This window comes from Pseudoalteromonas sp. T1lg76 (genome assembly GCF_002964725.1).
In the GTDB taxonomy this organism is placed as follows: Bacteria; Pseudomonadota; Gammaproteobacteria; order Enterobacterales; family Alteromonadaceae; genus Pseudoalteromonas.
This window is the reverse complement of sequence record NZ_PQCE01000010.1, coordinates 47,260-72,793: the sequence shown is the minus strand read 5'-3', so window position 1 is coordinate 72,793 and position 25,534 is coordinate 47,260. Positions and strand designations below refer to the sequence as shown.

Genomic DNA, 25,534 nt, shown 5'->3' with positions numbered 1-25,534 from the left:
CATTAGCAACTAAATTTAAGCCTAAAACAACTGCCCTGAGGTGAGCCTGAATGGATCTGCACCTCGCCATTGAGTTGGTTAACACATTCCTTGACTATGGATAACCCCAAACCACTGCCGGCCACGGCGTTGCGCTTGGCAGCCTGTCCCTGATAGAAGGCATCGAATAAACGCTCGCGCTCAGACTCCTTTATACCCGGTCCCTGATCGACTACGGCTATCTCCAGCTCTTGCTTATAACGCTCGATTTGTATCTCTATTTGCGCCCCATTGGGTGAAAACTTAATGGCATTGGAAACCAGTTGCACCAAGATCATTTGTAACAATTCACCATCAAGGGGCAACTCTTTAAGCTCCGCCGGGCAGCGCCACACCAAGGTTTGCTGACCCAACCGCAGGCGCTCGGCAAAGTGCTCCTGTACCTGAGCCTTTAATGTATCGAGTTGGCAGCCTTTATTACTCAGGGTCCGTGCCTTGATGGCGTTATAATTTAGCAGGTTTGTGATCATGCCATGAAGACGATCTGTGCTTTGGCTGATCAATTGCAGTACATCTTGCTGCTGCTCATTGATGGGGCCCACCAGCTGCTCCTGCAATAAATCACAGCCTTCCACCATGGAAGCCAAGGGTGTTTTTAACTCATGGGTCACATGGCGTAAAAAGGTATCTTTTTGCTGCTCCAGGCTTTGTAATTGCTGCTGCATCCAGTTAAGTTTTTGCCCCAGATCTCGCAGCTCTTTGGCACCGGTCAGTTGAATATCCACATCCCAATCGCCCTTACCTAGCTGACTTATCACTCGAGATAAATACCCGAGATTGCTGCTTAGGCGCCATAAATAACCACCACCGAGCAGCAACACTATGGGCACCAGGGCCACCAGCCAGTTAATAAAGCTCTGTTGTAGATCCGTAAGCGCCTGTTGCGCCAGGTCGATCTGTTCCTTGGTATGAGTGTGCAACCAATTACCATGGCTGTTGATTTGTTGGCGCAGCGGTGAAAACAACTCGGCATTGGCCTGCTCCTGCTGCTCTATATTTTCTCGGCTGGCGACAAAATCCGCCTGCAATTGCTGCCAACGAACCAGCTCACCAGCCGAGGTGGCCGCCTTGGCCTGCTGCGTCAAAAGTGCATCGGCCTTATGCCATTGCTCATTCACCGCCTTACTAAGTTGCTCGCTTTTTAATACCCAATTTTGTAGCGTTGCCCGCTCCAGGGATTGAAACAGCTGCTTAAACTCATTGAATTGTTCATTCTTCTGGTAACTGCTTAATACCATCTGCTGGGTATTGACCATATGCTGGTCCAGGGCCTGTAAAAATACCACCACAACTAAGGCCAAAGGCACTAGCAGTATGGCCACGCCGATAAAGAATTGGGCGAACAGGCTGGGGCGCCAGTGCAGCATGCGAAAAATCACCATGACTCCTTGTTGCCAAAAAGAGAAAAACTAACTATTTGAAATTTAGTAGAAAAATTTAAAGAAACCATAAGCTGTTGCAAAATAGCTACAAACTATTCAGCTCAACCCTCACCTTAAAAATATAACCAACTGAAAAATATGAATTTTAAAAAACTGGCATTGAATTTGTTAGGAGAGCCACCCTGCGGTCTAAAGACCTTCACTTACATTTATAAATGAGTTTCAATTAAGCCACTATGAATTGGAGAATACCGTGCGACGTGTAGTATTGGTCGTAGCCTTAATTTTATGTGTTACCCTGGTAAGCGCTAAACAACCTTCGGAGTCTCACTCCGCGACGAATCAGCCAGCAGCAGTGCAGTCAGCGAGCCCATCGTTTAATCAGTTGGCAAGTCCGCAACAAACAATGCCGCATAATTTGCAGCTGGACCCCAAGCAAATCGGTGAGCATGTCTTTGAATTGGCAGACGACGGCCTAAGTGGCCAACTTAATCTCAGCAATTAGGCGATTAATCTTATTCCATTTGGCCAGGTTCACAAATTTGGTTAGGCTAACAGCATAATATGCGTAACCTGTACGCTAGGATTTTTACATGAATAAAATTGCAGCATTAGTTTTAAGCACCTTGATGCTTGCCTTTGTCACCACTTCGGTGCAGGCCAGCAGTATCGAGTCGCGCTTTAAAGAATTAGACCGAAACCGTGACGGCGCTATTAGCAAGTCGGAAGCGGCACAAGAGCCGGCCTTGTGGTCTCGCTTTAGCAGTTATGATCAAGATAAAGACGGTAAACTGTCGTTGCGCGAGTTTACCAATTACGCTCGTCAGTAAGGCGTGTCGCGCTGAGCTGTGACCTGCAGTTAGACAATAAAAAAAGCGCCGAGGGCGCTTTTTTTATTGTTCGGGCTTTCTTATCCCTGTTCTTCACGCAAAAATACCGGCTCATTTTCCTTAACCGTAGCTTCGGCACTAAAGTAATAACCCGCTGTTGTAAACTCCTTAAGCTGCGCCAAGGTCTCAACCTTATTTTCCATAATATAACGGGCCATCATGCCACGCGCCTTTTTCGCGTAGAAGCTGATCACCTTATATTGACCATTTTTGCAGTCTTTAAATACCGGCGTAATAATGTCGGCGTTCAGTGCCTTCTTATCCACCGCTTTAAAATACTCATTCGAAGCAAGATTAATCAATTGCTTGGCACCGCTTTGAGCCAAAACTTCATTGAGCTTTTCGGCAATAATACTGCCCCAGAACTGGTATAAGTTGGTACCTTTTGGGTTTTCTAATTTAGTCCCCATTTCCAAGCGGTAGGCCTGCATTAGATCGAGCGGCTTAAGTACTCCGTATAAACCGGAAAGAATACGCAAATGTCCTTGCGCATAATCCAGTGCATCTGCACTTAATGTACTCGCTTCAAGCCCGGTATACACATCACCGTTAAAGGCAAAAATAGCTTGCTTGGCATTATCGCTGTTAAAAGGCTGAGACCATTCGCTAAAGCGGGCGGCATTTAAACCGGCGAGCTTATCGCTTATTTTCATCAGGCTGCCGATTTGCTGCGGCGTTAAGTCGCGGCATACAGAAATCAATTCTTCACTGTAGGCGAGTAATTCAGGTTGACTGTGAGTTGCTACCGGAGCGGCAGTCTCATAATCAAGGTTTTTTGCTGGGGAAATGACTGTGATCATAAATGCTGTTGACTTGGCTCTACAATAGTGTCAATTTCAACATTAAATAAAGCAAAGATCACGCTTTATTAGAGGGTTCATGACCCTTAATCGGTCTGCGTGCCATACGCTCTCGCCAAAACGGCGGCGACCGGTTCATTTTGATGTTATTTACATGGCATCAATCCCCTGGCACGGACAATTGACCTCCCCATGGTTGTCACTAAGGTGCAACATTAACTACATAACCTATAAGTGTTTATCTATTTGCTATAGGCACAGACGATAAACTCAGTAGACGCTCAATGCTTGGAATGAGGAAAGCACATGACTACAGCACTACAGGAGTTGAAGCAGCATTCAACGATTGTTGCCGATACCGGCGATATTGAAGCAATACGTAAGCATCAACCCCAGGATGCCACCACCAATCCATCACTCTTACTTAAGGCCAGCGAAATCCCAGCCTACCAGCCCTATCTTGATAAGGCCTGGCAATATGCGCGCAGCCAAAGTGATGACACCAGCGCCCAGTTGGCACTGGCTTGCGATTACTTCGCCGTACTGATCGGCAAGGAAATAGCCGATATCGTTCCCGGTTATATTTCTACCGAAGTCGATGCGCGTCTGTCATTCGATACCCAAGCAAGCATAGCGAAAGCAAAACAACTGCTGGCCCTGTACGACCTTGAAGGGGTTAGCCGCGACAAGATTTTAATTAAAATCGCCTCGACCTGGGAAGGCATTAAAGCCGCCGAGCAGCTAGAAAAGGAAGGCATTCGTTGCAACCTAACGCTGCTGTTCAGTGAAGCCCAGGCCCGCGCCTGTGCCGATGCTAATGTGTACCTTATCTCTCCCTTTGTTGGCCGTATTCTTGACTGGCATGTGGCCAATGGCATGGAAAAGCCAAGCGATCCGCTGGCGGATCCCGGGGTGCAATCGGTACGCAGCATCTATGAATTCTACAAAGGCCATGGTTATGAAACCATAGTCATGGGTGCCAGCTTTAGAAATACCGGTGAGATCCTGGCTTTAACCGGCTGCGATCGCCTGACCATAAGCCCGGCGCTACTTGAAGAGTTGGCTCAATTACCGGCGAATACGGAATATCAGCTGACATCACCGGCCAGTGTAGCAGCTAAACCAGCAGCCCTAAGCGAGAGCGAATTCCGTTGGTTGCATAACCAGGACGCCATGGCCACCGAGAAGCTCTCTGAAGGCATACGCGCCTTCGCCGAAGCACAGGTGGAACTTGAACGCCGCTTCGCAGCCCTCTAATTTTCTTCCAAAATATAACGCCAGCGACAGGCTGGCGTTCTCACACAATTCCCCGGTAATAAAAACATCACTTTCCTGTAACTTAAAATAAACAATTTCGTTTTATTTTTGTACTTTCTATGGTATAGATTGATTGCGTTAGTTATACAGGAGAGTGTCATGGATAGTCTGAACGAACTACTAAAAATAATAGAAGGTCCAGAGGCGAGAAAGAATTCCGGTCGTAATAAAAAACGAAAGTGGCGCGAAATCGAAGCACTGAAAGATAAACAACGTTTACGTAAAGAACTACAAGAACTCGATCTATTCAGCGATACCATCGCCTTAGAAGAGCTAGATTTCTAGTAAAAAAAGGAGCATTTATTGCTCCTTTTTTTATGGCTTTTTATGGCATTAGCTTAGCTGGGCAAGCGCCAGTCTATGGGTTGTTTTCCTTGCTCTGTGAGCAGCTTATTGGCCTTTGAAAAGTGACCACAACCAAAAAAGCCTCGGTGTGCCGACAAGGGAGACGGGTGCGGCGCCTTAAGCACAAAGTGCTTAGTGGTGTCGATATGCTTGCCCTTCTTTTGCGCATGCGCGCCCCAGAGTAAAAAGACAATCCCCTCACCTTGCTCATTTAGTGCGGCAATCACCTGATCGGTAAAATGCTCCCAACCAAGATGCTTGTGGGAATGAGCCTCGCCCTGCTCCACCGTCAGCACGGTATTAAGCAATAACACCCCCTGCTCGGCCCAGGACTGCAGATAACCATGATTGGGGATGGCAAAATCAGGAATATCCTGTGCCAACTCCTTATACATATTAGCCAGCGAAGGCGGTGCCTTAACCCCAGGCAATACGGAAAAACACAGACCATGGGCCTGATTTGGACCATGGTATGGGTCCTGACCCAAGATCACCACCTTTACATCGTTAAACTCGGTGGCGCGAAATGCGTCAAACACCTGCTCTTTGGGCGGATACACGGCAACACCCGCATCGCGACGCTGCTGCACATAATCTAATGTCTCTTGAAAATAGGCCTGCTTTTTTTGCGCTGCCAATAAATCGGACCAGGATGTCATATAAGCTCTCGAATAAAAAAGACGGCTCCGAGGCCGTCTTGTTAAAGCTAAAGCTAGCTTACCAAATTAACCGAGTTTCGCCAGCATAGCTTCACGCAACTGCGTATAGTCGGCGCTCATGGGTTCGGCTAAGCAGGGCTTGGCAAGGGCATCGGCCAGGGCCTTGGGCATTTCTAATGAAATACCCAAAATCTCTTCCACACTGTCTTTAAACTTGGCCGGATGAGCGGTGGCCAAAAAGATCCCCTGCTCGCCCGGGGCCAAATCCGTCTTTAATCCCTGATAGGCAATCGCGGTGTGCGGCTCGGCCATGTAGCCTAGTTGCTGTAACTCGCGCATTGCCGCCGCAGTGGTCGCTTCGTCCACACCATGAGAGAAAAAGTCGTTATAGCTAAACTGGCCACTGTCGAGCATCACCTGCACCCGCGGCCAGTTATTTGGCCGGCTCACATCCATGGCATTAGATAGGGACTCCAAAGTCTCATTGGGCTGCCATTGTTTGGACTCAAGGTAACGCGGTACGGTATCGTTTTGGTTAGTGGTGGCCGACAACTTGCTGATAGGCAAGCCGATCACCGCCGCTATCATGGCCGCACAGACGTTACCAAAGTTACCACTGGGCACAGAAATATGTGCGCTCGCTCTTTGCTCTTTCGGCAGTTGCGCCACTGCCTCAAAGTAGTAGCAGACCTGCGCCAATAGTCGGCTGATATTGATAGAGTTGGCCGAGTTAAGGCCAAGTCGCGATTTCAGCTCTTCATCCAAAAAGCCCTGCTTGACCATGGCCTGGCAATCATCGAAGGAGCCTTTAACGCTGTAACAATGTACATTGCCGCCAAGGGTGGTAAACAGCTTTTGTTGTGCCTCGGAGATCTTGCCTTCGGGATAGAGGATCACCACATCGACATTCTCTTTACCATAAAAGGCATGAGCCACGGCGGCTCCGGTATCGCCACTGGTGGCGGTTAAAATAGTAACCTTCTCGCCCTGACTAAACTGCGCCAGGCATTGGGCCATAAAGCGTCCGCCAAAGTCTTTAAAGGCCAGAGTCGGACCGTGAAACAGCTCTAAACAATGGAGGTTATCGGCGACCTTGACCAAGGGCGCAGGGAAGGTAAAGGCCCCCGCGACCATGTGCGCCAGGGTGTCATCGCTCAATTCATCCCCTAACAGATGACGCAATACCTTGGCACTGCGGGTAACAAAGTCGAGTTCCAGTAAGGCATCAACATCCGCCAAGGGCGTCAGCTCGGTAGGGAAAAACACCCCTTGATTGCGACCTAGGCCAGTTTTTACCGCCTCAACAAAAGACACCACCTGCTCATTATCTTGCAAATTATATAACTGCATTACCCTAGTTCCTCATTCAATTCTCTGGTGTCGGCCCAATCGAGTTGGCAAATATGGCTAAAACCTTGTTCATTAATATAGTGGTCGCTGAGCCACTGCTGGCACAGCTCGGCGCTGGCGAGGTTGTCGCATAGCGCAAACAGTGTCGGCCCGGCGCCAGAAATACTGACCGCTTTGGCGCCTAGCTGTAACAGCGCCTGTTGCGCCGCGCTGAAGCCTTCGATCAATTGCGCCCTATGGGGCTCGGCCACAGTATCTATCATGATCGACAGCGCCTCTTCGCTGCGCTGTTGCAGCATCAAAGTACAAAAAGCGCTAAGGCGCTGAGCAAATTCAACACTGTGGTGCATATCCAGCTGCTTTGGCAGCACCGCACGCGCCTTGGCGGTGTTAAGCGTAACCCCGGGAAAAGCCACCACCGGATACCAGTTATCCGGGGTCATAATGGCCAGAGACTTACCTGGAATAAATTCCGCCGTTAGTTGCAGGCCACCAAATAACAAGGGGTGATATTGTCGTAATGGCGGCCGCCACTGACCTTGGCCTCAAAGTCGGCCATCAGCTCGATCAGTGCCTCATCACTGAGCCTGGTGCCGGCAAACTTATCCAATGCAGCAATAGTTGCCACCACGGAGCAGGCACTGGAGCCCAAACCCGAACCTACGGGCAGGTTTTTTACCAGCTCTAAACGCACCGCTGGCATATCCGGAGCCACCGCCTGTTTAAAATGCTGCAAACACATATAGGCCAGGTTTTGCTCTGCCTGCGCTGGTAGCTTATGGGCATAAGGCCCGGAGCAGACAAACTCAGTGGTCGTGCTGGCACTGACCTTAACCAGATCACCGAGCAAGCTGCCGTCAATTGGCGCAATGGCGGCGCCTAGGGCATCAAAACCCACGGCAAAATTACCTATGGAAGCCGGAGCATATACTTGAATCATCAGATGTCCTTATCGCGGTAATGTTTTAAGAATATCGGCGAAAACCCCCGCCGCCGTAACTTCGGCGCCGGCCCCATAACCACGGATCACAAAGGGTCTTGGCTGATAATACTGACTCAAAATGGCCAGCGCGTTTTCGCCATCGCGAATATCGAATAAGGCATGCTTGCTATCCACCGCTTCAATGCCGACCTTGCAGCGCCCCTTGTCTATGCTGCCGACATAACGCAGCACCTTACCCTCAGCCTTGGCGGAGGACACCTTGTCGGCAAAATCGCTGTCGAGCTCGGGCAGCTTAGCCATAAACTCATCGACACTGAGACCATTAGCAAAGCCTGGCGGCAAGACAGACTCAACTTCTATATCTTCAAGTTCGAGTTCCAATCCGGCTTCACGGGCAATGATCAACAACTTGCGGGCAACATCGGTACCGGACAAATCATCACGGGGATCCGGCTCGGTAAAGCCACTTTCTTTCGCCTTGATGGTGGCCTCGGACAAGCTTAAGCCATCGCTCAGCACCCCAAACATATAAGACAAGGAACCAGACAGAATGCCGCTAAAGTGCAATAGCTGGTCGCCGGCGCCAAACAAAGACTGAAGATTATCGAGTACGGGTAAACCGGCACCGACATTGGTTTCATAAAGGAAGCGTCGGTTATTGCGCTGCGCCGCTTCTTTTAACTGCCAATAATAGGCTTGCGAGCTGGTATTGGCCTTTTTATTGGCGGCGACCACATGGAAACCGGCATTTAAGAAATTAACGTATTGATCCGCCAGCGCCGCCGCTGAACTGCAATCGACGATAACCGGGTTGATCAGGTGATGCTGTTTTACGAATTGTTCCAGATATTTCAGGTCAAACTCCTGTGCCGTTTGCTGCAACTGCGTTGGCCATTGCTGCAAATCTATCCCCTCACCGTTTAGCAGCATCTGCCTTGAGTTGGCTATGCCGCGCACCTTTAACTTGATATTGCGCGCGTTCAGCCACTCTTGCTGCTTCTCTACCTGGCTCAACAATTCGCTGCCCACCAGGCCACAACCTAACAGGAAAACATCAATGGACGGCATATGAGTAAAGAAGTTTTCATGGCACACCTTCACCGCATCGTTACACAGCTCGCCATCGATCACCGCAGAGATCGAGCTTTCCGTGGAGTCCTGGGCAATGGCCACTATATTCACTTGTGCCTGCGCTAAGGAAGCAAAAAACTTGGCAGCCAAGCCCTTATGAGCACGCATATTGTCACCCACCAGTGTCACAATGGCGAGGTGGCGCTGTACCTGCACCGGCTCGATAAGCCCGGCCTTGGCTTCAAGCTCAAAGGCCTGCTCAAGCGCCCTTAGTGCAAGAGCAAGGTCCTGCTGGTACACACAAAAACTAATGCTGAACTCACAGCTCGATTGGGTGATAAGCACGATGGAAACATTATCCATCGCCAGTGCGGTAAACACCTTGGCCGCCATACCCACCTTGCCCTTCATACCCGGGCCAGACACAGTCAGCATGGCCAGGTCCTGTAAACTGGAAATGGCTTTCACCGGCTCAGAAGAACGCGCCTCATCGCTGATCAGCGAGCCTGGAAGCGAAGGCGCATGGGTATTTTTAATCTCACAGGGCACGCCCGCTTTGGCACAGGGCATTATGGTCTTAGGATGCAACACCTTGGCGCCAAAATAAGAGAGCTCCATGGCCTCTTTATAAGAGAGATGATCAACCTTAGTGGCGCCCTTGATATAACGGGGATCAGCGCTGTAAACACCATCCACATCGGTCCAAATTTGGCAAACCTCAGCCTCCAAACAAGCCGCCGCCACCGCCGCTGAATAATCCGAGCCATTGCGCCCCAGCGTAGTTAATCGCCCCTGCTCATCGGCGCCGGTAAAGCCGGGCATTATGTATACTTTTGCCGGGTTGGCATGCAAATACTGCTGCATCAGCTGTTTTGATACATCGAGATCCACTTCCGCATCCATAAAGCCACCATGTGAGCGCACCACCTGATCTGCGGGTACGCAGTGAGCTCCGAGGTCGGCCAGCAGGGCCTGCATCAAGGCCACACTGATACGTTCGCCAAAGCTGATGATATAACTGTGCACCGCATCCGGACATTCCCCCAACAGAGCAATGCCGTCAAGGCGGCGCTTCAGCTCCTGAAAGTCGGGCCATGAATCGGGCGCCTGAGCCAGTGCTGTAACCTCAGATTTTAACCCCTCGGCACGGGCGCACAGGGCCTGCCAGGGAATACTGTAATCCTGCCCGGACTGCGCCAGTTCGCTTAAGGTCACCAGGGCATCTGTCATGCCTCCTGGTGCCGACAATACCAGTAACATTTGCTCTTTCAGCTCGGCGCGCACTATGGCGCTAACCCGAGCTAAACAATCCGCATCGGCCAGTGATGACCCGCCAAATTTCAATACCTGCATAACTTCCTCATTCCCGTTTAACTGCAATTATTCTGCTGATGACGCCCTTTTAGGACCCCAAAAAAAAAGGCCCATGCAATAGAGCATAGGCCTTTTTTTCTTCGCGCACCGACCCATGCCACTATCCGCTACGGATGGTGGTGGTAATAATGATGGTCAGTGTTGCGTAATTTGTATTCATGCATTTAGACTGCCCGAAAATGACTATTTCTGTCAACAGCAATATTTAACAAATAATATGCTTTTTTCTTATATCCAAAACAATACGTAGAAATACTTATGCAAATTGGCGGCCGAAGTTGTAAAGTGCTTGAGCATCTTGCTATGACAGGCAAACGCAACGACCTCACCTTGTGCTGTTAACTTAGAATACAAAGTACAAGTTTGCCCTGGGCGCAAAACCGCGCCGCGAAAATATTTGCTTTTGTTAAACGCCTGTCAATAAGCTATTATTTTGTATGTTTTTTAAAATCCTTAGCGCTATTTCTGCGAGGATATAGCGGCACCAAATACAAACTCAACATCGGAGTTTTGTCACCGCCTTTTTTTAGTTGCACAGGGCCAAGTTCAAACATGTTGCGTAACAGTCTTTCGAAAAAACTCCTTACCAGTGTTTTATCCGTTTACTTTGTGCTGACCTTTGTGGTGACCTGCGCACAGATATATGCCGAATACTTCAACACTAAAAGCTATATCCGCAGCGAATTGCAGATTTTGCAACAAACCTTTAGCGGCAGCCTGACCCGTGCCATCTGGGAGCTCAATACAGATCAAAGCGTCACCATAGCCGAGGGCCTTATTGCCATTCCCATGGTTGAGGGCATCATAGTGCGTGACGACAGCGGCGAGGTGATCTCGCAACTCGGTCGCTCATTAGATAGCCGTGAACGCAAAGCTAAACCTCTGGCGCAAGACACTGTTATGATTGAAGATACGCCGTCAGGCCTGTTTGGCTATACCTTTCCTCTGGTATTCGAATTTTCCGGCCGTGAAACCCAGGTTGGCGATGTCACCTTGTTTTCCAGTCGTGACGTGGTGGTCAGCCGTATTATGGTTTCCATTTACCTGCTCGTGGGTAACGCCATGATCAAAACCACCTTTTTGATCCTGCTGTTTTTATTGGCTTTTAGAAAACACCTGACCTTGCCTTTGCAGCAATTGACGGAGCAAATCGAAGAGGTTGAGCCGGATGCCATCGAAGACACCCGGATTAAACTCGATACCCATAAGCAAAACGAACTCCACGTCATGGCACAGGCCTTTAATAACCTGATAGCCAAGGTGGTCGAATACCGCAACAAGCTAAAATACACGCAAAAAGAATTGCTCAAGAGCAACGAAAAACTCGACCAACAAAATATTGAGCTCGAGCAAGAAGTAGCCCGTAAGACCTCCAATCTCAGCCAGGCCATGATGGATCTGCAACAACAAAAATATGAGCTGGAAAAACAAAAGCTTAATCTTACCGAAGAAATTGAACTGAGGCGCCAGACCGAACAGGAGCTGCTTGCCAAACAAAGAGAAATGCTGCGCTATATGGATGAGCTTAACAACACGCAGGAGCGCTTACTCGGCTCGGAGAAAATGGCAGCTCTTGGCGGCCTGGTTGCCGGCATTACCCACGACATCAATACTCCCGTAGGCATAGGGATCACCGCCACCTCATTTTTACAAGAACGCCTTAATGAGCTGGAACAGGCGCACGAAAAACAAACTCTGACGCCTGCCGAGTTGGCGCAATTTATTGGCGAGGCAAAACAAAGTACCGAGTTGCTTGGCAATAATCTTGCCCGCGCTAACGAGCTGATTGCCAGCTTTAAGCAAATCGCCATAGATCAAGCCAGCGAAGCGGTGCGCACCATTAACTTAAAAGAATACCTTGGCGAGGTGATCCGCTCCTTGCATCCAAAACTGAAAAATACAGAACATAAAATCAATATTCAGTGCCCGGATGACCTTATCCTTAACTTACCCGCCGGTGCCATTAGCCAGATTTTTACCAATTTAATTATGAACTCGCTGATCCATGGCTTTGAACAAACCAAGCACGGTCATATAGATATACTGATCCGAGAACAGGATGAGCGGGTATTAATCGAATACAGAGACGATGGTTGCGGCGTCAATGCGATGCAACTGGAACAGCTATTCAACCCCTACTTCACCACTAAGCGGGACCAGGGCGGCAGCGGCTTGGGCACCCATATTACCTTTAACCTGGTAAAACAAACCCTGTGCGGCGAGATATCAGTCAGCAGCACACCTAATCAGGGGTTGCAGTATTTCATCTCGCTCCCGAAAGACCTGCCAAAACCCATGCTAATGTTTAATTAGCGACGCCACTCCGTTATGATGGCGGCACTATAAATTTGCGCCTTTGGCGCTCCATGGAAGTATATTTATGTGGTTTAGTAACCTAATTTGCTATCGTTTTAAGCAAGAGATCAGCTATCAGCAAGAAGACTTTGACAAGGCTCTGGAGCAGGATTTATTCCGCCCCTGTGGCAGTCAGGATCTGCACACCTTCGGTTGGACCAAGGCCCTAGGCAAGCATGGCCAAACATTAAGCCACTTTTCTAAAAACTCGATTCTGGTATGCGCCAAGCGCGAAGAAAAAGTACTACCGGCTGCGGTCGTTAACGACATGCTGCAGGAAAAGGTAGAACAACTGGAAGTACAGGAAAACCGCCGAGTAAACAAAAAGGAAAAGGATGAGCTTAAAGAGAATATCCTTAATACCCTGCTGCCTCAGGCCTTTAAAAAGTCGAGCCTGCAATATGCCTTTATCGATATGGAAAATGGTTGGGTAGTCGTCAATAGCGGCAGCTTTAACAAGGCCGAAGAGCTACTGGCGCTGCTACGTAAATCATTGGGCACCTTGCCCGTGGTGCCCGCCTTTGCCAACTATGACCTGGGTTTATTCCTTACTTCCTGGTTAAAAGACTTTAATGCCCCGGAAGGCTTTGCCATCGGCCTTGACGCCGAGTTGCAGGATCCGGATGACAATGGCGCCCAAGTCAAGCTTAAGGGCCATGACCTGGCCACTGACGAGGTGAAAAACCATTTGGACAATGGCAAGGAAGTCACCAAGCTGGCATTGGAATACCATGAACGCATCAAGTTTATGCTGCAAAACGACGGTTCGATTAAACGCGTAAACTATGCCGAGGTATTGAAAGAAGAAAATGCCGATATTCCAAAAGAAGATATGGCGGTGAAACTGGATGCCGACTTTATTCTGGCATCGGAAGAAATCAAGGAATTACTTGAAGCCTTAACCAAAGAGCTCGGCGACGCCAAAGATCTGTAAGGCTTAAATGTCGGTGCTTTGCGCCGACAAATAGTGTAGGTCGGTGCTTTGCGCCGACAAGTTTAACCATGTGGCTTTTTGTCGGCCTGAAAGACCGACCTACAACTATGGCGGCAAAGGCCGACCTACAAGCACGGCGGCAAGGCCAAGCTATAAAAACACCTCATAGGTATCTTTGACTAACTCCTGATACTCGTCCTCGGCAAACAGTGCATGCGATGGAATAATGCCCTTATCCACATACACCTGCAGTGCCGCCGTTTTATCTGAGACCTGCAAAATGCCTTCAAGAATCGCTCCCAGACGCACAAAGTCAACAAACTCTATGTCCTCTGGGCGATAGTTTGGATCGCACCACAGCTTAGCAAGCTCAACAAACTCCTCGGAAAAACCCCATGCTGTTAAGGTAGCGGCACCGATGCAACCGGCCAGTTTTTGAATGGCATGAGCGAGAAAGCAAGGGTTCGCAAACACCTCTGGGTGTTTTTCCGCTTCGGTTAAAATCGGCACAATCCCTATGTTGTATGTGAGCGCCGCCAGAGTGATGGTGTCTGCGTTAATGCGAGCATGTTGCTGCTGCTCACGAAATTGCTGCACCAGCACCATGGCATGACAAGCAGCCTTATTGGTCTTCTGCCAGGCCGTATCCATATACCCCTTGATCACGGGGTTTTGCGACACAAACAACTGCTCCATGGCCAACGCCGTAGCGATATTCTTAATTGGCCCTAAGCCGACACATGTCACCGCCTGATTAACCCCAGTCACCTTCACCGAGCTGTTCATTAAATTACTGTTGGCAAGCTTAATGATGCGCGTCGCCAAGGCTGGATCCGTGGCAATCATATCCGCCATGGCGTGCGAGGAAATATCCGGATCATCGGCACTGGCACGTACTTTTAAGGCCACTTCGGGCAGGGAAGGTAGTATCAGGGTCTCGCTCTGAATGCGATCAACCAAGATGGTAAACAAGGCATTTTCGGTAGACATTATCCGGTATCCTTTCTCAGCAACGCGAACGCTCTTCTTGTTTCTGTTTATAAGTTAGCGAGAAAGTTTTAAAAGTGATAGCGCAAAAAACCATTAATTTTAGAAATTTGTCGCCCTTATCCTGTTTTTTACCGTTGTCAGCACAACAACGAATTGGTTAAATAAGACTACAAAAATCAGTGCCTCTGGCGGCCAAAAAGCATCCAGAAGGCTCATCGCCAATATAAGGCATGCTCGGTATGGATCACCTTCTTAGCCCGGCATTCACTAATTTTGTGAGTCTTATCCGGCACCACAAGACTCATAATTACTCAACGAGGACTCTTATGCGTAAACTGTCGAAAATCTCTCAAGCCATGCTGCTCGGTGGCTTAGTTGCCCTTAGTGGTTGTTCAAAACAGCCGCAAAGCAGCAGCGAAACCGTTGCCGAACAAGCACCTAGCAATGCAGCCGTAGAGTTAATCAATATCGCTCCGAGCCGTTTGAATATCTATACCGACTTCGAACTGAATACAGATCTAACGCACCTAAGCGGCAACCAGAAGAAAATGCTGGCCAAGCTGATCGATGCCTCAAAAATTATGGACGAGCTCTTCTGGCGACAGGCTTTCGGCGGTGACCGAGCCGAGTTCCTAAACAGCCTAAGCGATGAAAAAGTTCGTCACTTTGCCAAGATCAACTATGGCCCTTGGGATCGTCTCAATGGCGATCAGCTATTCCTCTCGGGTTTCGAAGCTAAATCGGCCGGCGCCCAATTCTATCCTGCGGATATGAGCAAAGAAGAGCTAGAGAATAGCGATCTTGGGGATAAAACCGGCCTTTACTCTGTGATCAAACGCGATGCCGAAGGCAAGCTATACAGCGTCGCCTATTCGCAAGAATATGCAACCGAACTAGAGGCCGCCGCCAAGTTGCTGCGCGAAGCCAGTGAACTTGCCGAAGACAAAGAATTCGCCAACTACCTGAGTATGCGTGCCGACGCCCTGTTAAGCGACGACTACCAAGCCTCAGATTTCGCCTGGATGGATATGAAAAATAATCCCATCGACGTGGTGATTGGCCCCATTGAAACCTATGAAGATCAGCTGTTCGGTTACCGCGCTGCATTCGAGTCTTATGTATTGGTAAAAGACATGGCCTGGAGTGAGCGCCTGGCCAAATTTGCCCAGTTCCTCCCTGAGCTGCAAAAAGGCCTGCCGGTTGCCGACGAGTACAAGCAAGAAGTACCGGGGTCGGATGCCGACCTTAACGCCTACGATGTGATCTACTACGCAGGCCACTCAAATGCCGGCAGCAAAACCATCGCCATCAACCTGCCGAACGATGAGCAGGTACAGTTGGAAAAAGGCACCCGTCGCCTGCAACTGAAAAACGCCATGCGCGCCAAGTTCGATAAGATTTTGATGCCGATCGCCGCCGAGCTTATCGTCCCAGAGCAGCGTAAGCACATCACCTTCGATGCTTTCTTTGCCAACACCATGTTCCACGAAGTGGCGCACGGCCTGGGCATTAAAAATACCATCACCGACAAGGGAACGGTACGTCAATCACTGCAAGAGCATGCCAGCGCCCTGGAAGAAGGCAAGGCGGATATCCTTGGTCTGTACATGGTTGAACAGTTGCTGAAAAAAGGCGAGATCACCGAAGGCACGCTGGAAGACTACTATGTCACCTTTATGGCCGGCATTTTCCGCTCGGTTCGTTTCGGTGCTTCAAGCGCTCATGGTAAGGCGAACATGATCCGCTTTAACTTCTTTAAACAGGAAGGCGCTTTCTCTAAAGACGATAACGGCCTCTACCGCGTTAATATGGATAAGATGGGCGCGGCCATGGCCAAGCTTTCTAGCCTGATCTTAACCCTGCAGGGTAACGGCGATTATCAAAAGGTGGATCAACTGGTTGCCTCTATGGGCGATATCAAACCAGAGCTTGCCGCCGACCTGGAAAAACTAAGTCAGGCCAATATCCCGGTAGACGTAGACTTTACTCAGGGTAAAAAGGTGTTGGGTCTGGAATAAGCCCAAACCCCGGCATAATAAATAGCGCCCGGGCCTCTGGCCCGAAGGCGCTATTTTTTTTACCCGCTATACAAGATGGCAAACACAGAAAAGGCGCTCAATGAGCGCCTTTTGCTAGCAGGGAGAAGAACTTACTTGTCCTTGCTCTCCTGGCCAATTTTTCTAATACGACGACGCTGCGACAGGGTCATCTTATTGCTGCGACCGGCGTAAGGGTTATCCCCTTCACGGAACTCGATCTTAATTGGCGTCCCCATAATATTCAGCGCCTTGCGGTAATAGTTCATCAGGTAACGCTTATAACTGTCCGGCAGCTCGTGCACCTGGTTACCGTGGATCACGATACGTGGCGGGTTATAACCACCGGCGTGAGCATATTTGAGCTTAACGCGGCGACCACGTACCAGCGGCGGCTGGTGATCGGCCTGAGCCATATCCATAATACGACGTAACATGGCGGTGCTGATACGCTTGGTGGCCGAGTCATAGGCTTCTTCAACCGACTCGAACAGGTGGCCTACCCCGGTGCCATGCAAGGCAGAGATAAAGTGAATACGGGCAAAGTCAACAAAGCCTAAACGACGGTCAAGCTCAGACTTAATACGGTCCTTCACATCGCTGTCCAGGCCATCCCATTTGTTTACCGCCAATACCAAAGAACGGCCGGCATTGAGGGCGAAGCCCAGCAGGCTCAGGTCCTGATCCGAAATACCTGTGCGGGCATCGATCACCAAAAGCACCACATTGGCGTCTTCAATAGCTTTAAGGGTCTTGATCACCGAGAACTTCTCGACCACATCACTGACCTTTTTACGCTTACGAACACCGGCGGTGTCGATCAGCACATACTCGCGGTCGTTACGGGTCATAGGGATGTAAATAGAGTCCCGGGTGGTGCCCGGCATATCGTACACTATCACCCGCTCTTCACCGAGAATACGGTTGGTCAGCGTTGATTTACCTACGTTAGGGCGACCGATAATGGCGAGTTTAATGGCCTTATCGGCAAGCTCTTCCTGCTCACCTTCTTCGCCTTCGCCCTGAGGCTGATGCTCGTCATCATAGGCGGCAAACGGGTCTTCTTCGATCAGCAGTTGGCGCTCTTTGGCAAGCTCTTCGATTACCGGCTGTAAGGCGCTGTTTAGCAGACCTGTGATACCACGACCATGAGCAGCGGCTATCTGGTATACCTCACCCATGGCCAGTTGATAAAACTCGGCACAGTTTGAGTCGGCGTCGATGCCATCGGTTTTGTTGGCAACCACAAACACCTTTTTCTCTTGCTTGCGCAGGTGCTGGGCAATGGCCTGATCGGCCACCGTCATACCGGCACGGGCATCCACAAGGAACAGCACCACATCCGCTTCTTCGATCGCCAGCAGAGACTGCTCGGCCATTTCGGTTTCGATACCCTCTTCGGAGCCATCAATACCGCCGGTATCAACAACGATAAAGTCAAAGCCGTCATAGCTCGCCTGGCCGTATTTACGATCACGAGTAAGGCCCGGGAAGTCCGCAACAAGTGCGTCGCGGGTGCGAGTTAAGCGGTTGAACAATGTCGATTTACCGACATTAGGTCGCCCAACTAAGGCGATCACAGGAAGCATAATGTACCTCTTCAAATAACAAAAAAGCTCCGCCGTAGCCATCTGGCCTAAGGCGAAGCCTATCTTAGGACATAGCCTAATTAACTAAATTATTGCGCTTTAATGGCGCTGACTTCACCGTCGCGAGTGATAACAATCAAGCGGTCATCGGCAAGGATAGGCTCAACATAAAAGCCCGAGTCATCAAATTCATGACGCGCTACCAACTCACCGCTATTGCGGTCAATCCAGTGCAGATTACCTTCTTGGTCGCCTACTGCCAGGTAGTTGCCTAATACCGCAGGGCCGGTAATATACCAACCGCGTAAAGCCGCTTGCGACCAGCGTTCAATGCCCGAGCTCTTATCCAAAGCATAGATAACACCGTCGCTGTCGACCACATAAATGGTGTCGCCAACAATGCTGAATTCGCGATAGCTGCTGTATTCACGTTTCCATACCACGTTGCCGGAGCGGATATCCACCGCCGCCAGGTTACCATTGTAAGCCAGGGTATAAACCATGGCGCCACTGACCTTTGGCTCGGTATCAACATCAACCAAACGCTCAAACTCTGAGGCACCTTTAGGCTGCGCCACTTCGGCTTGCCATGCGGCAAAGCCACTGTCGGCGATTAACACGGTCAATTTACCGGTTTCTTCACCTACCAGCACACCACCATTGGCAACCGTTGGTGAGCTTAAACCACGCAGTGTTAGCGGCGGCACTTCTTGCTCATAGCGCCAGCGCTCTTCACCTGTATCCGGGTGCAAGGCTAACAAGCGGCCTGAACCCAGGTTTACATAGATTAAACCGTCGCCAGCTGCTGGGCGGGATAGCGCCTCACCGGGTACGCTTTTACGCCAAATCAACTCACCTGTTTCGCGATCCAGCGCCACCACCTGACCATGTTCAGAACCGATAAAGATCTTGCCGTAAGCCTGCAGAATACCGCCCGAAAGCTTAGCGCTTTCTTCGCTTGACCAAGGCCAGAAGCCTGAGTCGTCACGCACATCCGTTTGCCACAGGGTATCGCCATCGGCTAAAGATAAGGCTTCAACCTCACCGTTGCGCGCGGCCACAAATACTCTGTCTTTATAAAAGGCTGGCTGCAAACGTGAGAAATAATGCTCAACGCCATCGCCTACCGTTTCTTGCCACACTACCTGGGTTTCGAACTGGTTATTAATTTCCGGTAATACCAACTCTTCTTCGTCGTTCGACGAACAACCCGCCAAGGTCGCCATACATAAGGCAATCCCTGCAAGAGTAACCTTTTTCATCAACCCGCTCCCTACGCAGCTGGCGTTTGCGCTGCCAAATCGTCCAATTTAACTTGCAATAGCGGGTTGCTTTCTAAGCCACCTTTATCCGCCGCGCTTTGATAAGCGATGCGAGCCTGTTCTTTATCGCCTTGAGCCAGGTATATATCACCTTTTAATTCGGCAACAGCGGCTTCATAGCTTGCCGGTAATTCGGTGCCCAGGGTTGCTAAGGCAGCATCATAGTTTTGCTGTGCCAATTGCACTCGCGCTAAACGCGTGGTGGCAATGGCTTTAAGCTCTTTAGTCGGTGCATGTTGTTGTGCCCAGGTCAGTTTCTCTGCGGCTACATCAAGTTGCTGCGCATCTACCGCTTCTTTGGCGGCAACAAAGGCGGCCAATACGGCGTAGCTTGAACCTTCATGCTGCTGCATCAGGGTTTCGCTTTGCGCGATCACATCGGCACCTTCAACTTCTGTGCTTTGTGCTACCTGATTAAATGCATCCGAAGCTGCTTCGGCGCTGGTGATCTGGTGCTGGTTATAGGCTTTCCAGCCGTACAAGCCACCCAGGCCGATAACGATACCAAGGGCGATTGATACGCCGTGTTCTTTAAAAAAGCCTTTAATCGCTTCTGCTTGTTGTTCTTCTGTTGAATAAATTTCCATCATTACCTCTTAGACTTGGGTCTAAATCATGTCAGCCAACAGCTGGGTAATTTCATCCAAGGCCAATGTTAACTGTGGTTTTTCTTCGCGTAGGTATTTCACAGTTACCACACCTTGGTTGAGTTCATCTTCGCCTAAAATCAGTGCCACTTCGGCACCGCTTTTATCAGCACGTTTTAATTGTTTCTTAAAGTTGCCGCCACCGGCATGTACCAAGACACGTAAGCCAGGCACGTCGGCGCGCAGCTTAGAGGCGATCACAGGGGCTTGAATGCTAGCCTGCTCACCCATGGCCGCTACATACACATCGGCGTTGCGGCGTATTTCGCCAACACAGTCAAGAGCCTGAAGTAGCAACACCAAGCGCTCCATACCCATGGCAAAACCAACTGCAGGGGTGGCCTTGCCGCCTAGTTGCTCAACCAGACCGTCGTAACGACCACCGGCACAAACGGTACCCTGAGCGCCCAGGCTCTCGGTGACCCATTCAAACACGGTACGGTTATAATAATCCAGACCACGAACCAACTTTTCGTTAACCTGGTATTCGATACCCGCAGCGTCTAATCGTTCACACAAATTAGCAAAATGAGCACGTGATTCTTCATCCAGGTGCTCGGACAGCTTAGGCGCATCTACCAGGATGGCTTGTACGTCCGGATTTTTGCTGTCCAAAACGCGCAGCGGATTTGAGTGCATACGACGCTTGGAGTCTTCGTCCAGCTTGTCTTCATGCAGCTCAAGATAGGCCACCAGGGCATCACGGTAGGCGGCGCGTGCTTCGTTTGAACCTAATGAGTTCAGCTCCAGGCGCACATGCTCGCTAATACCGAATTGCTGCCACAGCTGCGCCGTCAACATGATCACTTCGGCATCAATATCGGCACTGGCAATACCAAACACTTCCAGACCAAACTGGTGAAACTGACGGTAACGGCCTTTTTGCGGACGCTCGTGACGGAACATGGGACCCATATACCAAAGGCGCTGTTCCTGGTTGTACAGCAGGCCATTTTCGTTACCGGCACGTACACACACGGCCGTACCCTCTGGGCGCAATGTCAAGCTGTCGCCGTTGCGATCCTCAAAGGTATACATTTCTTTTTCAACGATATCGGTTACTTCACCGATAGAACGCTTAAACAGGTCGGTTGACTCAACAATGGGGAAACGGATTTCTTGATAACCAAATGAGGCCACACACTGACGCAAAGTGTCTTCCACTTTTTGCCATACTTGGGTGTCGCCCGGAAGGGTGTCGTTCATGCCGCGAACTGCTTGAATTTGTTTTGCCACTGATAATCCCAAAATTCTGTAGTAGGCTGCGCTGAGCCCGTGAAAAAGCGTCGATAAAGCGCGCTATTATAGCCTGATTGCGCCGCTACCACCAAGTACCGGCGCCGGCCTTAATCAACTAATTTAATGTCAATTGGCTGCTGCTGTTCCTGCTTGGCAAGGTATTCGCGCACGTGCTGCTCCAGCTGCTCAACGATATGATCGTTGTCGATGCGGGTCTTTTGACGCTCACCATTGATATACAAGCCAGAACGACGGTTGGCACCGGCCAAGCCGATATCGCTGACCAGGGCTTCGCCTGGGCCGTTCACAACACAACCGATCACCGACACCGTCATCGGTGTGATCACATCTTCTAAGCGCTCTTCCAATTGGTTCATGGTGCTGACCACATCAAACTCCTGACGAGAGCAGCTCGGGCAGGCAATAAAGTTAATGCCACGCGAACGAATACGCAGGGATTTTAGGATATCGAAACCCACCTTGATCTCTTGCACAGGATCGGCGGCAAGGGATACGCGTAAGGTATCGCCAATGCCCTCAGCCAATAACATGCCAAGACCCACCGCGGATTTCACCGAACCGGAGCGGAAACCGCCGGCTTCGGTAATGCCTAGGTGCAGAGGTTGATCTATCTCTTTAGCCAGCAGGCGATAGGCGCCTACCGCCAGGAATACGTCGGAGGCCTTAACCGATACCTTAAACTGGTCGAAGTTAAGACGCTGGAGAATTTCCACATGACGCATGGCCGATTCCAACAGCGCCTCGGGCGTTGGCTCACCATATTTTTCCTGCAAGTCACGCTCTAAGGAGCCACCGTTGACACCGATACGGATAGGAATATTGCGCGCGCCGGCGGCATCAACCACGGCACGGATCCTGTCTTCGCTGCCGATATTACCCGGGTTAATGCGCAAACAATCGGCGCCATATTCCGCCACCTTCAGGGCGATGCGGTAGTCGAAGTGAATATCTGTGACCAGGGGAATATCGACCTGCTCTTTTATGCTTTTAAATGCTTCAGCGGCCGCCATGGTGGGTACGGACACTCGCACGATATCGGCACCAGCCTGGGCGATATCCTGAATTTGCTTCACCGTGGCATCGACATCCATGGTGTCGGTATTGGTCATGGATTGCACGGCAATGGGCGCACCATCGCCAATCGGCACATCGCCAACATAAATACGCGTAGACTTGCGGCGCTTGATTGGTGACTCTGAAAACATACTACTTACTCTGTTAACGGTAATGAAAATTTAGCTAAACGGTTTGGTGGAAAATGCGAAATATCCACGGCTTCCCCATTGACGCTGACGCTAACCACATCATGCTTGCCCAGGGTGACCGCAAAGGGGGCCAAACCTACTAGCTCTAACTCTTGCCCCGCTTGTTTAATGTCATAGGCCAAGCGTTTTCCCTTGGCATCCTGCACTTCAACCCAGCATTCACCGCTAAAGCGCATAATCACTCTTTGCTCACCGGCGGCCAGGGGCGCTTCAGCCAGGGGCGCTTTAGCCAGGGGCGCCTCCTCCGGGGGCATTTCTTCGGCAGTTTCGCCCTTGTCGATTTGCACTACACCCTGGTTAGGTTGGGGGTTATCAACTTTATCAGGCAACTCTGCGACGCCTTGTTGCGGATTTACCTGTTGAGCTTGCTCAGACTCTTGCAAAGTCCCAGGGCCCGCATCAATAAGACTAGGCTGTTCAGGCTCTGGTGCCGGAGCCGCCACTATATCCGCGGCCAAGGGTGTGGTTTCCACAACCTGCTCGTCACTGTCTTGCCACCACCAGAACAGGGATGAACCTAGAATAATAGCGAGGATGGCATAACTGAAAAGCATCAAACGATTGTCGTGCGCTTCTTTTTCGGTGCGTCGCGAGAAGCTCTGCATGCTTGCCTGTTCTTGTGCCTGAGGCTCTGGCTCAATAGCGGCCAACAAGGGAGCCGAGTCCAAAGCCAGCACCTTGCAATAAGCCTTGATATAGCCACGCACAAAAATAGTGGCGCCCAGACCGGCAAAACGCCCTTGCTCTAAATCATCGAGCTTGCGCACCGTCAAATTTAGCTTGCGCGCCAGTTGCTCCTGGCTTAACCCTTGTTGTTCCCTAGCACCGGCTAACTGCTTGCCTATGGCAATAGCGGCTGATTCCTCCTCAGCCTGCTGTGCTACTTCACCACTGTCACTCATAATCGATAATTCTTCGGATCTGCTATATATACTTTATCGCCCGGAACCAATTTGCTGTTTTCTTCAATCTGGTTCCACTCCAAAAGCTTTTCCATACGCACATTGTATTTCCTGGAAATTTCAAACAAGGTATCACCCTCAGCCACGGTATGATAATTATACGGTTGCTGTAAGTAAATCTTGCGGCCAACTTGCACATGATCGGCACTGACGAGGTTATTCCACTTACGTAAGGTGCTTAGACGGATATTATAGCGGGTCGAAACATTAAACAGGTTTTCACCCTTTTGCATCACATGGAAAGGGATTTCTTTTTTACCCGCAGTATTGGCAATGGCCATTTGCTCAACCACCTTGGCCTTTGGCGTCACCACCTCGGCTGCAGGGCTTACATCTTCGACCTGCTCCTGAGATTCAGCGGCTTCTTCATGCTGTGCACCGTTAGCAGCAAGCTGCTCGGTCACATCCTCAGCCTCCGGCTTATCTTCTGCAGTAACATCCGCAGCCAACTGCAAGGAAGCAAACTCACGCGCCAATTCTGACTGTAATTGATCCTTTTGCTCGGCCAGGGTAGTAACGCTAGATTCGTCAGGCTTCTGGGTCGAAGACTCAGTCGAGGTCTCAGTCGAAGGCTCTGCTTTAGCTTTTTCTTCAGCCTTGCTCTTTGCTGCGTCTAGAGATTTAGTCGCGGCTTCGGCAGTAGGCTTGGCTGACAGCTCAGTCGAAGACTTAACTTCAGATACCAGCTCTTGCTCTGCACTCTTAGCCGATGCCGTAAGCTCAGATGCTAAGTCATTGGCCGCTTCAGTTTTTTGCTCGGTTGCCGTTTCAACAGCAGCCATTTGTTCGCTGGCCTGATTCTCGACGGCGATAGCTTCGGCCGAAGCTTCTTCTCCCAGTTCATCCGCTGTTTCAAGCATGGTGTCGGTTGCCGTCTCGACTGTCTCGGCAGAAAGCTCAACTGCTGAGTCGACTGAAGGCTCTGCCGAAGGCTCAACTTCCGCCTTAACATCAATTTGCTCCGCCACTGTGTCTACTGCTTCGGCAGCCACTTCCACAGCTGTCTCGGCTGCTACGGTCGCAACCGAGGTCTCAACAAATTCTGCCGCTGGTGCGGCCGCAGTTAAGACCACAGCACTGGCTTCTGATTCAGCACCGGTCTTTTTCTTCACAACCTTAATCTTAGGTTTGGCAACGATTTGATTGCCTTCCATGCTGTCTTGCAGCTCGGTGAGCTTGTGACGACGGTACTGTTCACGCAATTGTTCAAATTCACTGGCGCTGTAGCGCTGTTCGCGAATAATGCGCGCTTCTATCGACGATGGGTAAGTGACGGTAATGGTTTCGGCCAACTTACGGGCATCTTCAATATGACCCATACGGTCATGGATCAAGTAGCCAAGTAAAAGGGAACGTGACGAGATACGACCGGTGCGCTGGTAGCGATTTAACACCTGCTGAGCATTATAAAAGTCACTTTTAGCATACTTTACCGCAGCCAGGTTGATTAGGCTTGATGGGCGTAACGAGCTGTGCTGCAGGGAGTCTTCTAAGAAGGTTTCGGCAGCATCAAACTTATCAAATTCCAGCGCACACAGCGCCAGGTTTTCATAACTTTCCGCTACGCGCAGGTAACTCGGAACCTCAATGGCAGCCATAAACTTATCGACCGCTAGATCATACTCACCGATATCACATAAAAACACCCCGTAGTTGTTTAGGGTGTTAGGATCGTTCGGCTCTAGACTGAGTGCCTTTTCATAAGCGTCTTTAGCTCGTTGCTTCTCACCAACCTGCTGGTAGTAATAAGCAATGGAGTAATGTACCTCTGGCAGTTCCGGGGCGAATTTAGCAGCACGTTCTAGGTTATATTTGGCTTGCGTGCTATCGCCTTGGGAAAGGTAATTTAAGGCAAGGGAGATTCGGGTGCGGGCGGCTTCTACGTTATTGATTTTCTTTTCAACAACGGGCTTGTCACTGCCCACATATGTACTTTCGGTTACACACCCACCAAGGGCGAGTAAGCTTATACTGGTCACTAACAGCTTGCGCATGGCTTAGCCT

At 50.2% G+C, this 25,534-nt stretch carries 20 protein-coding genes and 1 pseudogene; 7 read left to right on the top strand and 14 right to left on the bottom strand.

Annotated features, from left to right (window positions below):
* Positions 1-2: 2 nt before the first annotated feature.
* Positions 3-1,421, bottom strand: a complete 1,419-nt coding sequence (locus C2M35_RS04545; protein ID WP_105264703.1) for a sensor histidine kinase — start codon at positions 1,419-1,421, stop codon at positions 3-5.
* Between the two features lie 253 nt (positions 1,422-1,674).
* Between C2M35_RS04545 and C2M35_RS04540 the strand changes: the two genes are divergently transcribed.
* Positions 1,675-1,926: a hypothetical protein gene (locus C2M35_RS04540; protein WP_105200243.1), complete on the top strand. Its 252-nt coding sequence runs from the start codon at positions 1,675-1,677 to the stop codon at positions 1,924-1,926.
* Positions 1,927-2,014: 88 nt separating this feature from the next.
* Positions 2,015-2,251 (top strand): EF-hand domain-containing protein, encoded by a 237-nt coding sequence (locus C2M35_RS04535; protein ID WP_105200242.1) that lies wholly within the window; start codon positions 2,015-2,017, stop codon positions 2,249-2,251.
* A gap of 80 nt (positions 2,252-2,331) precedes the next feature.
* Here the strand turns inward: C2M35_RS04535 and yaaA are convergent, their stop codons facing one another.
* Positions 2,332-3,111: a peroxide stress protein YaaA gene (yaaA, locus tag C2M35_RS04530; RefSeq protein WP_105200241.1), complete on the bottom strand. Its 780-nt coding sequence runs from the start codon at positions 3,109-3,111 to the stop codon at positions 2,332-2,334.
* 306 nt (positions 3,112-3,417) lie between these two features.
* Between yaaA and tal the strand changes: the two genes are divergently transcribed.
* Together tal and C2M35_RS04520 are read left to right on the top strand one after the other, a co-directional pair.
* On the top strand, positions 3,418-4,368 hold the full coding sequence (gene tal, locus C2M35_RS04525) for a transaldolase (RefSeq protein ID WP_105214640.1): 951 nt from the start codon (positions 3,418-3,420) through the stop codon (positions 4,366-4,368).
* A gap of 159 nt (positions 4,369-4,527) precedes the next feature.
* Complete coding sequence (locus tag C2M35_RS04520; RefSeq protein WP_105200239.1) at positions 4,528-4,713, top strand: DUF3545 family protein; 186 nt, start codon at positions 4,528-4,530, stop codon at positions 4,711-4,713.
* 53 nt (positions 4,714-4,766) lie between these two features.
* On the opposite strand, the gene ung is transcribed toward C2M35_RS04520, so the two are convergent.
* The 4 genes and pseudogenes from ung to thrA form a co-directional block, all read right to left on the bottom strand.
* Entirely contained in the window at positions 4,767-5,432 is a 666-nt protein-coding gene (gene ung, locus C2M35_RS04515) for a uracil-DNA glycosylase (protein ID WP_105200238.1), read from the bottom strand.
* A gap of 66 nt (positions 5,433-5,498) precedes the next feature.
* A complete protein-coding gene (thrC, locus tag C2M35_RS04510) occupies positions 5,499-6,782 on the bottom strand; it encodes a threonine synthase (protein WP_105264702.1) in 1,284 nt (427 codons plus the stop codon).
* A pseudogene (thrB, locus tag C2M35_RS04505) lies at positions 6,782-7,722 on the bottom strand (homoserine kinase). Before thrB ends, thrC begins: the two are co-directional and overlap by 1 nt.
* A gap of 9 nt (positions 7,723-7,731) precedes the next feature.
* Complete coding sequence (thrA, locus tag C2M35_RS04500; protein WP_105258208.1) at positions 7,732-10,149, bottom strand: bifunctional aspartate kinase/homoserine dehydrogenase I; 2,418 nt, start codon at positions 10,147-10,149, stop codon at positions 7,732-7,734.
* A 573-nt stretch (positions 10,150-10,722) separates the two neighbouring features.
* Between thrA and C2M35_RS04495 the strand changes: the two genes are divergently transcribed.
* Positions 10,723-12,483: a sensor histidine kinase gene (locus tag C2M35_RS04495; RefSeq protein ID WP_105200234.1), complete on the top strand. Its 1,761-nt coding sequence runs from the start codon at positions 10,723-10,725 to the stop codon at positions 12,481-12,483.
* A 67-nt stretch (positions 12,484-12,550) separates the two neighbouring features.
* Positions 12,551-13,459 (top strand): recombination-associated protein RdgC, encoded by a 909-nt coding sequence (gene rdgC, locus C2M35_RS04490; protein ID WP_105214653.1) that lies wholly within the window; start codon positions 12,551-12,553, stop codon positions 13,457-13,459.
* A gap of 150 nt (positions 13,460-13,609) precedes the next feature.
* Here rdgC and C2M35_RS04485 read toward each other — a convergent pair whose 3' ends face one another.
* Entirely contained in the window at positions 13,610-14,449 is an 840-nt protein-coding gene (locus C2M35_RS04485) for an HDOD domain-containing protein (protein ID WP_105264701.1), read from the bottom strand.
* Positions 14,450-14,775: 326 nt separating this feature from the next.
* Here C2M35_RS04485 and C2M35_RS04480 point away from each other — a divergent pair, with 326 nt between their 5' ends.
* Positions 14,776-16,467 carry a dipeptidyl-peptidase 3 family protein gene (locus C2M35_RS04480; protein ID WP_105264700.1) on the top strand — a complete coding sequence of 564 codons (1,692 nt, stop codon included), beginning with the start codon at positions 14,776-14,778 and terminating at the stop codon, positions 16,465-16,467.
* Positions 16,468-16,598: 131 nt separating this feature from the next.
* On the opposite strand, the gene der is transcribed toward C2M35_RS04480, so the two are convergent.
* The 7 genes from der to pilW form a co-directional block, all read right to left on the bottom strand.
* On the bottom strand, positions 16,599-18,074 hold the full coding sequence (gene der / locus C2M35_RS04475) for a ribosome biogenesis GTPase Der (RefSeq protein ID WP_105200227.1): 1,476 nt from the start codon (positions 18,072-18,074) through the stop codon (positions 16,599-16,601).
* Positions 18,075-18,163: 89 nt separating this feature from the next.
* Complete coding sequence (gene bamB / locus C2M35_RS04470) at positions 18,164-19,336, bottom strand: outer membrane protein assembly factor BamB (protein WP_105200226.1); 1,173 nt, start codon at positions 19,334-19,336, stop codon at positions 18,164-18,166.
* A gap of 11 nt (positions 19,337-19,347) precedes the next feature.
* Positions 19,348-19,983: a YfgM family protein gene (locus C2M35_RS04465; RefSeq protein WP_105200225.1), complete on the bottom strand. Its 636-nt coding sequence runs from the start codon at positions 19,981-19,983 to the stop codon at positions 19,348-19,350.
* Between the two features lie 21 nt (positions 19,984-20,004).
* A complete protein-coding gene (gene hisS, locus C2M35_RS04460; RefSeq protein WP_105200224.1) occupies positions 20,005-21,279 on the bottom strand; it encodes a histidine--tRNA ligase in 1,275 nt (424 codons plus the stop codon).
* A 110-nt stretch (positions 21,280-21,389) separates the two neighbouring features.
* Complete coding sequence (ispG, locus tag C2M35_RS04455; RefSeq protein ID WP_105200223.1) at positions 21,390-22,508, bottom strand: flavodoxin-dependent (E)-4-hydroxy-3-methylbut-2-enyl-diphosphate synthase; 1,119 nt, start codon at positions 22,506-22,508, stop codon at positions 21,390-21,392.
* Positions 22,509-22,513: 5 nt separating this feature from the next.
* Entirely contained in the window at positions 22,514-23,470 is a 957-nt protein-coding gene (locus C2M35_RS04450) for a RodZ domain-containing protein (protein ID WP_105264699.1), read from the bottom strand.
* On the bottom strand, positions 23,467-25,524 hold the full coding sequence (gene pilW, locus C2M35_RS04445; RefSeq protein ID WP_105264698.1) for a type IV pilus biogenesis/stability protein PilW: 2,058 nt from the start codon (positions 25,522-25,524) through the stop codon (positions 23,467-23,469). Before pilW ends, C2M35_RS04450 begins: the two co-directional genes overlap by 4 nt.
* Positions 25,525-25,534 lie beyond the last annotated feature (10 nt).